At 63.8% G+C, this 14,352-nt stretch carries 15 protein-coding genes; 3 read left to right on the forward strand and 12 right to left on the reverse strand.

Annotation, left to right across the window (positions count from 1 at the left end; translation table 11 throughout):
- Positions 1–20: 20 nt before the first annotated feature.
- On the reverse strand, positions 21–380 hold the full coding sequence (locus ORS3428_RS11480) for a hypothetical protein (RefSeq protein WP_071097598.1): 360 nt from the start codon (positions 378–380) through the stop codon (positions 21–23).
- 255 nt (positions 381–635) lie between these two features.
- Between ORS3428_RS11480 and ORS3428_RS33000 the strand changes: the two genes are divergently transcribed.
- Together ORS3428_RS33000 and ORS3428_RS11490 are read left to right on the forward strand one after the other, a co-directional pair.
- Positions 636–932: a hypothetical protein gene (locus ORS3428_RS33000; protein WP_131802881.1), complete on the forward strand. Its 297-nt coding sequence runs from the start codon at positions 636–638 to the stop codon at positions 930–932.
- On the forward strand, positions 907–2,385 hold the full coding sequence (locus ORS3428_RS11490; protein WP_157895955.1) for a winged helix-turn-helix domain-containing protein: 1,479 nt from the start codon (positions 907–909) through the stop codon (positions 2,383–2,385). Before ORS3428_RS33000 ends, ORS3428_RS11490 begins: the two co-directional genes overlap by 26 nt.
- A 23-nt stretch (positions 2,386–2,408) precedes the next feature.
- On the opposite strand, the gene ORS3428_RS11495 is transcribed toward ORS3428_RS11490, so the two are convergent.
- From ORS3428_RS11495 to ORS3428_RS11505, 3 genes are all read right to left on the reverse strand, one after another.
- The gene (locus ORS3428_RS11495) at positions 2,409–2,978 is read right to left on the reverse strand and encodes a DNA-3-methyladenine glycosylase (RefSeq protein ID WP_071097604.1); all 570 of its coding nucleotides are present in this window, start codon (positions 2,976–2,978) and stop codon (positions 2,409–2,411) included.
- 45 nt (positions 2,979–3,023) lie between these two features.
- Positions 3,024–4,172 carry an amidohydrolase gene (locus tag ORS3428_RS11500; RefSeq protein ID WP_071097607.1) on the reverse strand — a complete coding sequence of 383 codons (1,149 nt, stop codon included), beginning with the start codon at positions 4,170–4,172 and terminating at the stop codon, positions 3,024–3,026.
- A gap of 614 nt (positions 4,173–4,786) precedes the next feature.
- Positions 4,787–5,128, reverse strand: a complete 342-nt coding sequence (locus ORS3428_RS11505) for a hypothetical protein (RefSeq protein ID WP_071097609.1) — start codon at positions 5,126–5,128, stop codon at positions 4,787–4,789.
- Between the two features lie 85 nt (positions 5,129–5,213).
- Between ORS3428_RS11505 and ORS3428_RS33280 the strand changes: the two genes are divergently transcribed.
- Positions 5,214–5,354 (forward strand): hypothetical protein, encoded by a 141-nt coding sequence (locus ORS3428_RS33280; RefSeq protein ID WP_157895956.1) that lies wholly within the window; start codon positions 5,214–5,216, stop codon positions 5,352–5,354.
- 91 nt (positions 5,355–5,445) lie between these two features.
- Here ORS3428_RS33280 and ORS3428_RS11510 read toward each other — a convergent pair whose 3' ends face one another.
- The 8 genes from ORS3428_RS11510 to ORS3428_RS11545 all read right to left on the reverse strand — a co-directional run bounded on the left by ORS3428_RS11510 (position 5,446) and on the right by ORS3428_RS11545 (position 14,042).
- On the reverse strand, positions 5,446–6,444 hold the full coding sequence (locus ORS3428_RS11510) for a 4-hydroxyproline epimerase (protein ID WP_071097611.1): 999 nt from the start codon (positions 6,442–6,444) through the stop codon (positions 5,446–5,448).
- An 18-nt stretch (positions 6,445–6,462) separates the two neighbouring features.
- Positions 6,463–7,323 (reverse strand): ABC transporter permease, encoded by an 861-nt coding sequence (locus ORS3428_RS11515; RefSeq protein ID WP_071097613.1) that lies wholly within the window; start codon positions 7,321–7,323, stop codon positions 6,463–6,465.
- A complete protein-coding gene (locus tag ORS3428_RS11520; protein ID WP_071097616.1) occupies positions 7,320–8,168 on the reverse strand; it encodes an ABC transporter permease in 849 nt (282 codons plus the stop codon). The genes ORS3428_RS11515 and ORS3428_RS11520 overlap by 4 nt, the downstream gene beginning before the upstream one ends.
- Positions 8,169–8,183: 15 nt before the next feature.
- Positions 8,184–9,275: a quaternary amine ABC transporter ATP-binding protein gene (locus tag ORS3428_RS11525; RefSeq protein ID WP_071097618.1), complete on the reverse strand. Its 1,092-nt coding sequence runs from the start codon at positions 9,273–9,275 to the stop codon at positions 8,184–8,186.
- An 82-nt stretch (positions 9,276–9,357) separates the two neighbouring features.
- On the reverse strand, positions 9,358–10,209 hold the full coding sequence (locus tag ORS3428_RS11530) for a glycine betaine ABC transporter substrate-binding protein (protein WP_071097620.1): 852 nt from the start codon (positions 10,207–10,209) through the stop codon (positions 9,358–9,360).
- An 83-nt stretch (positions 10,210–10,292) separates the two neighbouring features.
- On the reverse strand, positions 10,293–11,624 hold the full coding sequence (locus ORS3428_RS11535) for an NAD(P)/FAD-dependent oxidoreductase (protein ID WP_071097622.1): 1,332 nt from the start codon (positions 11,622–11,624) through the stop codon (positions 10,293–10,295).
- Positions 11,621–13,138 (reverse strand): aldehyde dehydrogenase, encoded by a 1,518-nt coding sequence (locus ORS3428_RS11540; protein WP_071097623.1) that lies wholly within the window; start codon positions 13,136–13,138, stop codon positions 11,621–11,623. Before ORS3428_RS11540 ends, ORS3428_RS11535 begins: the two co-directional genes overlap by 4 nt.
- On the reverse strand, positions 13,131–14,042 hold the full coding sequence (locus ORS3428_RS11545) for a dihydrodipicolinate synthase family protein (RefSeq protein ID WP_071097626.1): 912 nt from the start codon (positions 14,040–14,042) through the stop codon (positions 13,131–13,133). The genes ORS3428_RS11540 and ORS3428_RS11545 overlap by 8 nt, the downstream gene beginning before the upstream one ends.
- Positions 14,043–14,352: the final 310 nt, after the last annotated feature.

The raw sequence follows: 14,352 nt of genomic DNA on the forward strand, positions 1-14,352 counted from the left end.
CCAAAAGCGGGCCGTGATGCCTACGGATATTTCGTCTGCTTCACAGCCTCGGCCTGTGGGTCGCCCTCAAGCGCCTTCGGCAGCGGCAGGCTTGAACACTTAAGGTGCACCTCGCGGGCGAACAGCTTTCGTTGCTTCTGCTCGTGCTCCTTGATCGCCGCCACGAGCCCCATGCTGTAGGGGCCGAGCAGGACGCCGAAGCCCCAGCCGGGGTGTTCCTTTTCGCGGGCGTCGTAGTCCGCGGCCGCCATGCGGGCTCGCTGGCATTCAGGCGACGCCCATTTCGGATCCTGCTGCGAGAGCCTCGCTTCGTACTCGACCGGAGACGTCACACATCCAGCCAACGCCGCGCTCACCGCGACGACCATCGCGAATCTCATCCGCAAGCCTTTCCTAAAATATGCGGGAGAGAACACAGAACGCTTCTTCCGACAAGGAGCCGGTTGCGATCGGGCAACCGGCGGCCCCGGCCTGCGGCAGCGAGGGCCCGCGGTTCACGGGCCGGGCAGAACGCCGCAGGGAAGCTTGCCGCCGGGCGCATCCCCGGCACGAGGCGGATTTCAGCAGAATTTCAGAAGTCCGTCGGTACGGCGCCGGCAATGTCGGGCATGCTGCTCCAATAGACGGAGGCAGCCATGTTCGACGACCAAGCCCGCAATCGCGCACGCCAGGAACTCTTCGAGATCGTCGCCGCTGGAATGGTCAGCCCCGACTATTCTTCGCCCAGCGCGCTGATCGAAATGCTCGAGATCGCCGCCATGGACCTGAAGCGGGACCCCGCCCTGCCGCGGCATGCCGAACCAACGGATAGCTTGACCCCGGAGCGGAATAGGAGCCGAATAGGTCACTGGATGTTGCGCAAGGGCAGGGCACTGTTCCATGGCGGAATCCGCGTCGCAGGGGGTCTTGCAAATCGGCGACTGCCAGCTTGATCTGGAGCGCGGCCTGCTGCTGCGGGACGGGGCAACAGTGCCGCTGCGCTCGAAGGCATTCAACCTGCTTTCCTATCTGGCTCGAAACGACGGCAGGGTCGTCACCAAATCCGAACTGATTTCCGCGGTCTGGGGGAATATCTCGGTCACCGAGGATTCCCTCACCCAGGCGGTGCGGGACATAAGGAAGGCGCTCGACGACAGCGACCAGGCGATTCTGCAGGCCGTGCCGAAGCGCGGCTACATGCTATCGGCCCCCTGCCGCAAGCCTTGGCCGGCATCGCAGCCGATTGTCGCCGTCGTGCCGTTCGAGGACGGCCTGGCGCCCGGCGGGACGTCGGATCCCGTAAGCAGCGCCTTCGCGGAGGATGTGGCGGACAGGCTCGCCCGCTTCCGCGCGGTAACGGTCCTGAACCGGGAAACGGCGCTTGCCGCATTCCGCCAGGCGCAGGGCAACGGACCGCCGATCGCGGTGCGGCCGCACTATTTCGTGCGCGGTTCGGTCATTCGCAGCGGCGACCGACTCAAGATCAGCGCCAAGTTGATGGATGCGCAAGCCGGATCGCTGATCTGGGGCGAGAGCTACACGGCGGCCGGGCCGGATCTGTTCGCGGTTCAGGATGAGATCGCCCACCGCGTCGTGAACCGGCTGGTCTCGAACCTGGAGGCGGCCGCGCTGCGGCGAACCGCCGGCAGGCCGACGCAGGACCTTGCGGCCTACGAACTTGTGACGCGTGCCATCGTTCGCTTCCGCGGCTATCGCCCCGAAGACAACATCGAAGCCTTGAAACTGCTCTACGCAGCGATTTCACGCGATCCCGACTATGGGCTCGCCCACGCCTATATTGGCCTTGTGGAATTGCTGATCGCCGGTTTCGGAAGCGCGCCGGAACAGGTCATCGCAAGCTGCATCGAGCGTGCGGCGCTTGCCCTGGCGCTGGCGCCGGACGAGCCTCGCAGCCATCGCGTCATGGCGCAAGCGCGGCTTGCCGCGCGCGACCATGAGGCGRCCGAGCATCACATGCGGCGCGCGCTCGACATCAATCCCTATGATGCCGACACGATGATGCAGATGGGCCACATTCTGTCCATGCGCGGACGGCAGCGAGACGGGCTGGAACTGATGGACAGGGCCATCGCGGTAAATCCACTCCATCCTGAGTGGTACCATTGCGATCGGGGTATCGCGCTCTACGCCGCTCACGACTATTGCGATGCCGCAACGACGCTACGGCGTCTGCCCTATGGGCCGCGGCGCTGGTCGCTGCTTTCGGCCGCGCTGGCGCGCTCGGGCGACAGCGCCGGCGCGCGGGAATGCGTCATGCGCACCCGTAAATCGGACCCTGACTTCTCGCCGGTAAGCCACTTGCCCAGGAGTATCGAATTCGAAAAGCCGGAAGACACCGAACATCTCGTCGAGGGCCTGGAACTCGCCGCCGCGATTGCCGGATGAGAGACGGGGGGAATCGAACGCGCTCAGAACTTCCGGCTGAGATAGAGCGACCCGCCAAGGCCGAACCGCCACTCGGCCTCGACGCCTTTGGAGATCCCGATCCTGCGCCCGGTGAGGATCGCCGCCGGATCGATCTCCGAACTGGCAAACGCGAAGGGCGGCGCGGTGAGCGCGCGCCAATTATGCGAGCTGTCAATGCCGAGCGCCTGGCAGACGCGCCCCGGGCCTGAGCAGAGCTGCCTGTCGTCGTCGGTGCCGCGGTTGGCCTGCATCGCCGCGATGCCGAACAGCGGCTCGATCGCGCGGATCAGCACTGCGCTGCCCGGCAGGCAGACCGCATTCAGGCACCAGTGCAGGCCGTAGGAGCGATAGACATAGGCGCTGCCGGGAGCGCCATACATCGGCGCGTTGCGCGGCGTGCGGCCGCGATAGCTGTGCGAAGCCGGGTCGTCGGCACGGTAGGCCTCGGTCTCGACGATGATCCCGCCGACGCCGGCGAGCTCGAGCCGCGCGCCGATCATGGCGCGTGCGACGACAGTGGCGTCGCGCGCGAAGAAGTCATGATGCGGGCCGGCTTGGGCGCTGGGCGGCATGGCGTTGACCCCTGATCGGACAGGCAATCGTGAACGCGCAGCTACTCAACCCAGAAGATTGCGCGCCGCGCGCATGAAAATCCTCGAGCCGATCGGGATCAGGTCGTCCGGGAAGTCGTAGTCGGGATTGTGAAGGGCAGGGTAGCGCTCGCCGGCGCCGAGGAAGAACATCGCCGATTTGGCGTTGTGGCCGAAGATGCCGAAATCTTCCGACGCACGCATCGGCAGCGCTTCCTCGCCGCGCGGYACGCCTTCCTCATCCAGGGCGCGGTTCAGATGCTCCACCGCATCCGGCGCGTTGACGCTGGCGACGAAAATCTCATGATAGTCGAAGCGCACGGAAAGGCCGTGCTCTGCCGCGACCTTCGCAGCCAGCGCTTCCGCCGCGGCGACGAGTTCCGCCATGCGCTCGTCGCGGCGGGTGCGCAGCGTAGCCCACACCTCCGCATAGCCGGGCGCGATGCCGAACACCGCCTCGCCCATCGAGCAATGGGTGACGGTGACCATGCCGAAATCGTCGTCGGCGAAAGTGCCGCGCCCGAGCGCTGGCAGTTGCGGCATCAGCTGGCTCACCGCCGGCATCGGCGACGTGCCGGTTTCGGGCATTGAGGAATGCGCGGTCTTGCCCTCCAAGATGATCCGCATGCCGCGCGAGGCGCAGTTGACCACGCCGCTCTTCACGCGCACCTCGCCGAAGGGCACGCCCGGCAGATTGTGCAGCGAGAAGGCGAAGTCGGGCTGGATCTCGGAAAAGCGCGGATCGGCGACGACGCCGGCTGCGCCATTGCCGGTTTCCTCTGCCGGCTGGAACATCAGCACGACGCGGCCGCGCGCGGGCCTCTGGCGCCCGAACTGGCGGCCGAGCGAGGCGAGGATCGCGGTGTGCCCGTCATGGCCGCACATATGCGACTTGCCGGGCACCTGCGACGAATGCGCGACGCCCGAAAGCTCCTCGATCGGCAGCGCGTCGAGCTCCGAGCGGAACAGCACCGTCGGTCCGGCTTGCCCGCTGTCATAGACCGCCGCCACGCCATGGCCGCCCAGCCCGGTCAGCACCTTGTCCGGTCCTGTGCCGGCGAGGAAGTCGACGACTTCCCTGGCCGTCTTCTCCTCCTCGTTCGAGATCTCCGGCTGCTGGTGCAGCTTGCGGCGCCATGCGGTCAGCTCGACGATGTCTCGATTGGTCAGGGTCATTGGCTCTCGGCTCCGCTGCTTTCAATTCACACAAACACGATAGGGTTTTGCTCGTGCCGTGCCATGGCCGCAAATTGCAATGGTCCATGGGCACGTGCTTGGCGTCAGCACCAAGTTCCGGCGCTGGGACCTATGCGCCGCTTAATGCGACCTTCCAATATTTAGAGATCGCTAATATGATAAGGTACGCACGAGGGTCTTTTCCATGAACCAACGGCGAAGGCGTATCGCATTGGTGTGGCTCGTCCTGGCCGGCGACGCAGATGCTCACGATTGGTACATGGGCAAGACAGATCCGGTTCTTGGCCATAAGTGCTGCGGAAACAAGGATTGTCATCCAATCGATTCCAGGCACGTCAGAATGACAAAAGACGGTTATTTCGTTAGACTCCCGCGTCTCTCTTACTTCATTGATCCCCACGAAGCAGAGTGGTTTATCCCCAGAGAACGAGTCCAGACCTCGCCGGATGATCGATATCACATATGCGAGCGTTTGGTGACGTTCTATCGGTCGATCACTCCTCACATGAAGTACCAGACCTATCGCAGATTCAGATGGACGTGCTTTTTCGCACCGCCGGGCACAAGTTCAATTGGCGGGGTGTAGGACCGTCCTACATCGCATTTGCAGGCGCGAAGAAGCAATTTCCGTGCTCCTCCGTCGGATGCAAGCAAATGTGGAAGTTGTCATCGCCTGATGGAATGACGACGTCGTACGGYACGAAATAGCGGTTCTGATGAGTGACCTTTCGATGGTCGCCTGGCCGCAGGATGACCACGTATCCATCTGGCCTCGGCGTCACCGTCATGCTTGGAATCTTCTGGCACTCGCCGCTGGCTTGATCGCYATGGCAGCAGGCCGGTGGGTAGGTCCAGGCGCTGTCGGCCTGGTGCGCATACGCAGCACCATCCTCCAGTGCCGCAGTCGTGACGATCACGCCTGCCAGGCCAATCATGTATCTTGTTCCGACTGCATGCACCGAATGGTCCTCAAGCGGCGGCGTCGAAGCAATCTACATCATTAGCATTTTCTAATATAGAGTGGACTTCAACATCTTCTTTACCGAACCGACACTGACTGGCGCGAACATGGATTTGCGCGGCGTGCCCGATGAAGCCGACCGGCTCAACGTGATCGCCTATCTCAGAATGTTCGCCGACTCGCCGGTTCCGCTGCCCTGAGTATACCGCAATCGTAAAAACGCCGGCGCGCTACGCCTTGAAGCTGAACAGCCGGAACAGGTTCGAACGGCATCTGTAGTGCCGCCGCCCATTATTTGATCTGGAATCCGTGCGCGAGCGGATCGCGGTCGTCCACGAAGATAGTGTTGTGCCCAATGATCCGGGCCCATCCGCCGACGCTTGGCCGGATGCCTGGGAAAGRGCCAACCTCGACCACCGCTTCGACGCGGCCTTCGAAAACCGTACCGATCAGGCTTTCCTGGCGGAAACTGTCGCCGACCTTTAGCCGGCCCTTGCCATGGAGTTGCGCCATGCGTGCCGACGTTCCCGTGCCGCCCGGCGAACGGTCGATCGCCTTGTCGCCATAAAACACGGCGCCGCGGCCGTCGGCATCGCTGCCTAAGGGCTTGTCGCACCAGATGGCGTGGTGCACGCCGCTTATTCTCTCGTCCTCGGGATGGATTGGATTGCAGACAGGCTCCAACGCGTCGCGCAGGCGCCGGCTGAGGTCGACGATGTCGCTCGCCGCCATGCCGTCCAACCCCTGCCAGTTTTCCTGCGGCTCGACCACCGCGTAGAAATTGCCGCCATAGGCGATGTCGACGACGAGCCGGCCGAGACCGGGAACAYCGACGCTTACATCCGGGGCATGCAGATAGCTGGCGACATTGAACATGCGGACGGACTCCACGAACTCGCCGGGCTTGTCGTACTGGACATCCACTCGCCCGGCCGGGGTCTCGATCGAGAGCCTGCCCGGAACCCGCGGCGTGACCAGCCCTTCTTCCAGTGCCGCCGTCACCAGGCCGATTGTGCCCGCGCCGCACATAGGCAGGCATCCGCTGACCTCGATGAAGATGACGGCGAAGTCGCAGTCGTCGCGATATGCCGGGTAGATGATGGCGCCCGACATGATGTCGTGTCCGCGCGGCTCGAACATCAGAGCCCGCCTTATCCAGTCATGATCGCGCACAAAGAGTTCGCGTCGATCGGCGATCGGGGCGTGGGGCAGCAAAGGCCCGCCGCCGGCGACAAGCCGAACCGGATTGCCGCATGTGTGGGAGTCGATGCAGAAGAAGCTGCGGCGCATGATGTCTGCCTTTGCGGTTCAGCTGGCTTTCGTGCTGCCGGGCGCCCGGCTGCGCTGCAGCGCGCCTCGCGAGAGCCGGTCGAGGAAGATGGCGATCGCGACGATCGACAGGCCGGCGCGCAGTCCGAGCCCCATTTCCATGCGGGTCAGTCCTCGCGTCACCTCGGCTCCCAGGCCGCCCGCTCCAACGAGGCCGGCAAGGACGACCATCGCCAGCGACAAGAGGATGCACTGGTTGAGGCCGACCAGCAGTGTGGGCGTGGCCGAAGGGATTTCGATCTTGAACAGGATCGATCGCGGCGAAGCGCCGGTGGCCTGGCCGAGTTCCAGAAGGTCTTTCGGCACCTGGTTGAAGGCCAGCGTCGTCAGGCGCAGCATCGGCGGTATGCCGTAGACGATCGTCGCAATGATCGCCGGGACGCGGCCGAGGCTGAAGATCATCACGGCGGGGATGAGATAGACCCAGGGCGGCACGGTCTGCATGATGTCGAGCACAGGCCGGATCGCGGCCTCGACGTTCTTGTAGCGCGATGCCAGGATGCCGAGCGGGAACGCGATCGAGACGGAGATGATGACCGCCACCGTCACCAGCGCCAGCGTCTGCATCGATGCGGCCCAAAAGCCGGCGAGCAGGCAGAAGGCGAGGGCGATGGCCGTCACGACCGCGACCCGGACGCCGACCAGAAGAAAGGCGAGAGCGACAGCCGCGGCGACCATCACATAGGCAGGCGGGTAGAGCAGGGCGGCTTCGATGCCGCTCAGGATTGCCTCGATCAGTTTGGCGACCGCATCGAAAAACGGATGAAAATTGGTGTTCAACCAATCGACCGTAGGGGCAAGGTAAGCCCCCGGCGAAAAGCGGAGCAGGTCGAGGTTCATCTTGCGCCTCCCTTGGCGCGGCGGGCCGCGCTCTGCGTGAGCCTGTCGAGCACCATGGTCAGGATGACGATAGCGATCGCGGCGTTGATCGAGGTGGCAATGTCGAGCGTGCGCACGGCCGAGTAGATCGTCTCGCCAAGACCGCCCGAGCCGACGATGCCGGCGATGACCACCATGCCGAACGCCATCATCAGGCTCTGGTTGATCCCGGCCATCACGCTCGGGATGGCGAAGGGGAGCCTGATCTTGATGAACATCTGCCACGGGGTCAGGCCGGTCGCCTGTCCCAGCTCGACGAATTCGCGCGGCGTCATGCGGATACCGAGCGCGGTGAGCCGGATGGCCGGCGGCATCGCGACGATGAAGGTGGCGACGAGCGCGGTCGCTGGCCCGTAGCCGAGCAGTGCGATCGCGGGCAGCAGGTAGATATAGGGCGGCAGTGTCTGGATCAGGTCGAGTATCGGCTCGAGAAACCGGTCGAAGGCCCTGACGAAACCCGCCACGATCCCGATCGGAATGCCGAACAGCAGCGCCAGTATTGTGGCGGTGATCACCAGGGCCAGCGTGCTCATGGTCTCGGCCCAGAGCCCCATGACGGCGCAAAAGACCAGGGCAAGCCCGGCGAGAACGCCGGCGAAGGCGCTGATCAGCCGCCGCGCCAGCAGCGCCGCGACGATCGCGATCACATAGAACGGAGCGAGCTGCAGCAGCCAGAGGACGCCGTTGTAGGTCCCTTCAAGCCCCGCCCTCAGCGTTTCGAACAGCCAGTCGCCATTGTCGCTGATCCAGCCGAGGGCGGCATCCGTCYAGCTGTCGAACGTGTCCGTGATGGTCGAGATGTCCATTGCGCTCCTCCCGGGCTATGCCGCTACGAGTCCCCCGGCGGGGTTCCCGGCGACACCGCGCAGCAGGCCGCGGATRGTGACGACGCCGACGACCGTCCCGTTCTCGACCACCGCGACGGCGTCGCGATCGGACTGCGTGGTGAGATCGATGAGCGCGCCGATGTCGGCCTCCGGCGAGGTGCGGGGAAGCGCGTTCACGTCGCAATGCGGCTGAGAGCCTTTGAATTCGCTCACGGGCGTCATCACGGAATGCGCCTTGACCAGATGAATCCTGGAAATGCCGGCCACGAAATCGGAGACATAGTCGTCCGCGGGTTTGGTCACGATGTCCTCGGCCGTGCCGATCTGGACGATGACGCCATCCTTCATGATGGCGATGCGGTCGCCGATGCGGATGGCTTCCTCGAGATCGTGGGTGATGAAGACTGCGGATTTCCCGAGCGACTTCGTCAACTGCCGGAACTCGTCCTGCAACTGGCGGCGGATGAGCGGGTCGAGCGCGCTGAACGGCTCGTCCATCAGGATGATTTCGGGGTCTGCCGCCAGTGCGCGGGCGAGGCCGACGCGCTGCTGCATGCCGCCAGAGAGCTCCGAGGGATAGCGCGAGGTCCAGTCGGCAAGCCCGACCTTTTCCAGGGCCGCGCGGGCGATCTTGTTGCGCTCTTCCTTCGCAACGCCGCGCACTTCGAGGCCGAAGCCGGCGTTTTCGAGAACCGTGCGGTGCGGCAGCAGCGCCACGCTCTGAAAGACCATACCGATATTGCGGGCACGCATGTCGCGCAACTCGGCGRCATTGAGCTTGGCGATCTCCTTGCCCTTGACGGTGATCTTGCCGAGGCTCGGCTCGATCAGGCKGTTAAGCAGTCGGATGAGCGTCGACTTGCCGCTTCCCGACAGGCCCATGATGCAGAAGATTTCGCCGCGGCGGACCTGGAGGGTGGCATCGGCGACGCCGACCACGCAGTTGAACTCCTGGAGCACCTGCTTCTTGGAAAGCCCGCGTTCCGAGATCGCCTTGACGGCTGCCGGTGCGCGGGTGCCGAAAACCTTCCACACGGATTGGCAGTCGACCAACACTTCGTTGGGGGCATTCACGGCTGTGTTCATTGCGTTCCCCATGGGCCAGCCAGATGCTGACGATGGTGTTTGGAGGCGGGCGGCCGGTTTCGGCGGCCCGCCGTTGGTATGACTACTCGCTCTTGATGTTTTCCCAGCGCTTCAGGAGATCGGCATGAGCCTCGGTCCAGGCCTTGACGGCCTCGTCCATCGTCTTGCCGTCGCTGACCGCGCCGTTGATCGCGGTGATGTCGGCGAGGGGCACATAGACGGAGGCGATCACCTCGCGAGCATGCGGATTGGCGGCCGAGAAGCCCTTCTTGGCGATCCAGTAGTAGCTCTGCGGCGGCGGGAAGACGCCCTTGGGATCCTTGAGGAATTTCACCGGATATTTCTGCATCATCCAGGACGGCTCCCAGATGGTGACGGCGATCCATTCCTTGCGGTCGACGGCCGACTTCAGCGCGGCGGTCATCGCGGCCGTGCTGCCTTCGACGAGCTGAAGCTTCAGGCCATAATCTTTGACCGCCTTGGCAGCGTCGCGCATCAGGCCCGAACCCGGCTCGATGCCGACGATCTTGCCGCCGAACTTGTCGGCGTTGTCATTGAGCTGGTCCATCGAGTCRATGGTCACGTAGTTCGGCACCGCGATGGCCTGGTAGAGGCCGTGCGAGACCGGAGAGATCTTCTCGAGGCGCTTCTTGTTCTTGTCCCAATAGTCCTGGGCGACATAGTCGGTCTGCGAGGCAAGGATCTGAATGTCGCCCTTGCTCAATGCAGCGTAGGCGATGCCCCATTCGGAGAAGTCCACCACCTTGACGGTATAGCCAGCGTCTTCCAGCACCTTCTTGGTGATGCCCGTGATGGGGGTAAGATCCTCCCAGGACATCGTGCCGACAGTGATTGTCTTTTCCTCCGCCTGAGCGGACAGCATGGTCATACCGACCATTGCGGCAGCGCAGAGCGCTTTCCACAACGTCTTCATGTTCCTCACTCCTTAGTTTTCGTTTCCATTCTCGTTTCGAAGACTTTGCGGTCCGCTCGGTCTTCACATTGCGCGGCGAGAGCTCATCCCTCGCGCCCAGCACGCAATTCCTGCAAACGGATCACCGTGTTGACGCCGAGCCACGCAAGYGGCTCGGGAGGCAGCCTTGCGGGTTCAGGTTGATCCGAGAATTTGGTCAGCATTTCCGAGCGCGTGCCGGTCGCCAGATCGGCGGCCATGACGCCGGCGAGCGTGCTTTTGACGGTGCCGAGGCCGTTCTCGCAGCATGCCGAGTAGAGGCCTTCTTCGATCTCGCCGAAGGCCGGCACGTGGTTGCGGCTGAGGCAGAGYCGTCCGGCCCAGACAAATTCGAACGGCACGTCTTTGAGATCCGGGAACCTGGCATCTAGAGAGGAGCGTTGCTCGGCTGCGATCCTGGCCAGACGCTTCTCGCTCACCTGAACGGGCCAGTCGTAGGTGAAGCGGGTCCGGATAACGATGCRCGAAGATCCGTCGACCGAGATCTTCCGGACAGTGGCACCCATGGGGTCGGCCGGCAGCAACGCCCATTTGTCCCGGCCCGTGGATTTCGCGGTGAAGGGGGCAGTCATCGATGCGTAGGTGAAGATGTGCATCAAGCGGCCGCGAAAGTGGCCGAAGTCTTCGATATGGCCATTGACGCCGAGGATTACTTTCGGCGCGGTAATGGTACCGCCGCGGGTTGCGGCCCTCCACATCCCGGCCATGCGCTCGAGCTTGAGCACCGGCGAGTGCTCGAATATGTCGACTTTCGATGCGAGCCCTGCTGCCAGTCCGCGGATATAGTCGGCGGGCTGGATCATCACGGCGCCTGGCGTGTAGAGGCCGCCGAGGTAGTAGGACGATCCGGTGATCTCCCGCATCTCATGCGCATCGAGGAAGCGGTGCTTTTCGTCGATTGCCTTGAGCGAGMGGCCGTAATTGGCGTTCAGCGTCATGCCGCGCTCCGTCGCCGCGGCATTGATCTTGCCGGACGGATCGAAGGTGCGGGCGGACATGCCGTATTCCGCCGCCACGTCGGCGGCGAAGGAGATCGCGAAACGGTTCTCGGCGATCTCCGTCTTTGTCGCGGCGTCAGAGGCGACGGAATATTCGCCCGACGACAGATTGTGCGGGGTGTCGATCATGTAGCCGGAATTCCGGCCGGCCGTGCCCTTGGCGATCTCTCCCGCTTCGAGCAGGACGATCCGTTCGCCTGGCCGTAACTGTGATAGCCGCCGCGCCGCCGACAGGCCCGCGAAGCCGCCACCGATGACCAGCCATTCCGCCGAGACATCGCCGCCAAGCGTCCGGAGAGGGAAGCGGCGTCTGCTGATCGCTTCCCAGCCCGAAGTTCCGGATTCCGCCGGAAGCCGCTTGACGACGAGTTCGCTCACCGGACGGTCTCGTCCACGGAGCGGTCGGAGACATCGATCCAGACCGTCTTCAGCTCGCAGTAATTGTCATGCGCGAAGACCGACTTGTCGCGACCGCCGAAGCCGGATTCCTTGTAGCCGCCGAACGGCGTGGTCGCATCGCCTTCGCCGAAGCAGTTGACGGTGACCACGCCCGCGCGGATTTCGCGCGAAAGCTTGATCGCCTTGCGCAGGCTGCCTGTATAGACGGACGCGGTGAGCCCATAGTTGGTGTCGTTGGCAAGCGCCACGGCCTCGGCCAGCGAGTTGAACGTGGTGACCGAAAGGATCGGTCCGAAGATTTCTTCCTGGAAGAGGCGGCTCGCAGGCGTGACGCCGTCGACGACGGTCGGCTCGATATAGGCGCCCTTATGCGTGCTGCCGCCGTGCGCGACGGCGAGCTTTTCGCGCTTCACGTCGTCGAGGAAGGATTTCACCTTCTCGAAATGGTTCTTGCTGACCAGCGCGCCGATGCGGTTTTCCGGATCGAGCGGATCGCCGGTCTTCCATTCGCGCATATAGGCGCCGATCCGCTGCAGCAGCTCGTCCTTGATGCTGGCATGGACGATGAGCCGCGACGTGGCCGAGCAGTTCTCGCCCATGTTCCAGAAGGCGCCGTTGACCACCTGTTCGGCGACGAGGTCGAGGTCTTCGGCATCTTCGAGAACCACCGCCGGGTTCTTGCCGCCGCATTCCAGCACGACGCGCTTGAGGTTGGAGTCGGCCGCGTAGCGCAGGAAGCGGCGGCCTGTCGGCGTCGATCCGGTGAAGGCCACCATGTCGATGCCCATATGCAGGCCGATCGGCTCGCCGACATCCTTGCCGCCGCCCGGCACGACATTGAAGACGCCGGCCGGAATCCCGGCCTCGTGCGCGAGTTCCGCGACGCGAAGCGTGGTCAGCGTCGTCTCCTGGGCCGGCTTCACGATCACCGAGCAGCCGGCGGCAAGCGCCGGGCCGATCTTCCAGGCCAGCATCAGCAGCGGAAAGTTCCACGGCAGGACGCAGCCGACCACGCCGACCGGCTCGCGCACGACCATGGTCAGCGCTTTCGAGCCCACGGGCGCGGTATTGTCGTAGAGCTTGTCGATGAGTTCGGCATGCCAGCGGATGGTGTGAATGGTGTCGGGAACGTCGACCGTCTGGCATTCGCGGACCGGCTTGCCGCTGTCGAGGCTCTCCATGACCGCCAGCTCGTGACGGTTGCGCTCCAGAAGCTTTGCGAATTTCAGCAGTATCGTCTTGCGCTCGCCGGGCGCGAGATGCTGCCAGCGGCCGTCGTCGAAGGCTTCCCTGGCCTTGGCCACGGCGAAATCGACGTCGCTGGCGTCGCAGGCCGCGATCTCGGCCAGCACTTCGCCCGTCGCCGGATTGGTCGTCTTGAATGTCTTGCCGGAGTTGGCCGGACGGAATGCCCCGTCGATGAAGGCATTGGTCGGGAATTGAATATCCGCGGCGAGCGCCCTGTATTCGGCGACGGTCAGTGGTTCATGCATGGTTTGCTCCCGACGTGATCTGGGCGACCGTGCGCTWCAGGGTGGCGACGACAGTCTGGAGAGTTCGCTTTTCTTCCGAATTGAGAGCGCGGAGCGGCGCGCGCACCGGGCCCGCCTTCAGGCCGATCAGCTCGCATCCATGCTTGATCGACTGCACGAACTTGCCGCATTCGAGGAAATCCATCAGCGGCAGCATCGCGCTCATGATGGCGCGGCCCTTGTCGAAGTTCTTCTCGAGCACGCAGGCCTCGTAGAGCGCGACATGCTCGCGCGGCAGGAAGTTCGAGCCGGCGCAGACCCAGCTCCTCGCGCCCCATGCGAAGAATTCGAGCGCCTGGTCGTCCCAGCCGCATGAAAGCGAGATGTGCGGGAATTTGCGGGCGAGCCGATGCAGGTTGCCCATGTCGCCGGAGCTTTCCTTGATGGCGACGACATTCCGGGACTTGCCGACACGCGAGAAATACTCCTCGCCCATCATCACGCCCATGCGCGCCGGATAGTTGTAGAGCATGATCGGCAGGTTGGCCGCGCGGTCGACGGTCAGCGCATGAACCGCATTCTCGCGCTCGGTCGGAAGCGCATATGGCGGCGACGAAACAAGGATCGCGTCGGCGCCGATCTCCTTCGCGGCCTTGGCGTATTCGACGGAGTCCTCGGTCCTGGTGGCGCCTGTGCCGATGACGAGAGGRAGGCGCGTGCCGATCACCTTTTTGGCGTAGGCGCCGAGATCGAAGCGCTCCTTGGCGCTCTGGGCGTAGTATTCGCCGGTCGATCCGCCGACGATGATGCCATGCACCTTGGCTTCGATCAGTGACTCCAGAACATCGGCAAAAGCGGCGTGGTCGATCTGACCGTGCGGGTCGAGCRGCGTCACCGCCGGCGTGTAGATGCCCTCAAACTTCAAGACAATTCTCCATCGGTGGAGTGGCCGTTCGACCAATGCGTCATTCGGCAAACGGGAACCCTTTGCGAATTCTCGCGTGAGAATTCGCAGCACCCGGAAGCGGTCGGTCGCATTTGATGGCGCGCAAGATTGCACACCGGCGCGCCGGAGTCAACGAATTGTATAATATGCGTACACAAAAATTATATTATAGAAACACACCATCGGGCCGAAGGCCGGGAATGGAAGCGTCGTCCGAGCCCCAAAATGCGACAACAGCGAAGCTGCCCCGCGCGCTTGCGGAGAGCCGCTCGCGACCGGGCGCGCGACA

The sequence above is a fragment of the Mesorhizobium sp. ORS 3428 genome, assembly GCF_001854785.1.
Lineage (GTDB): Bacteria > Pseudomonadota > Alphaproteobacteria > Rhizobiales > Rhizobiaceae > Mesorhizobium.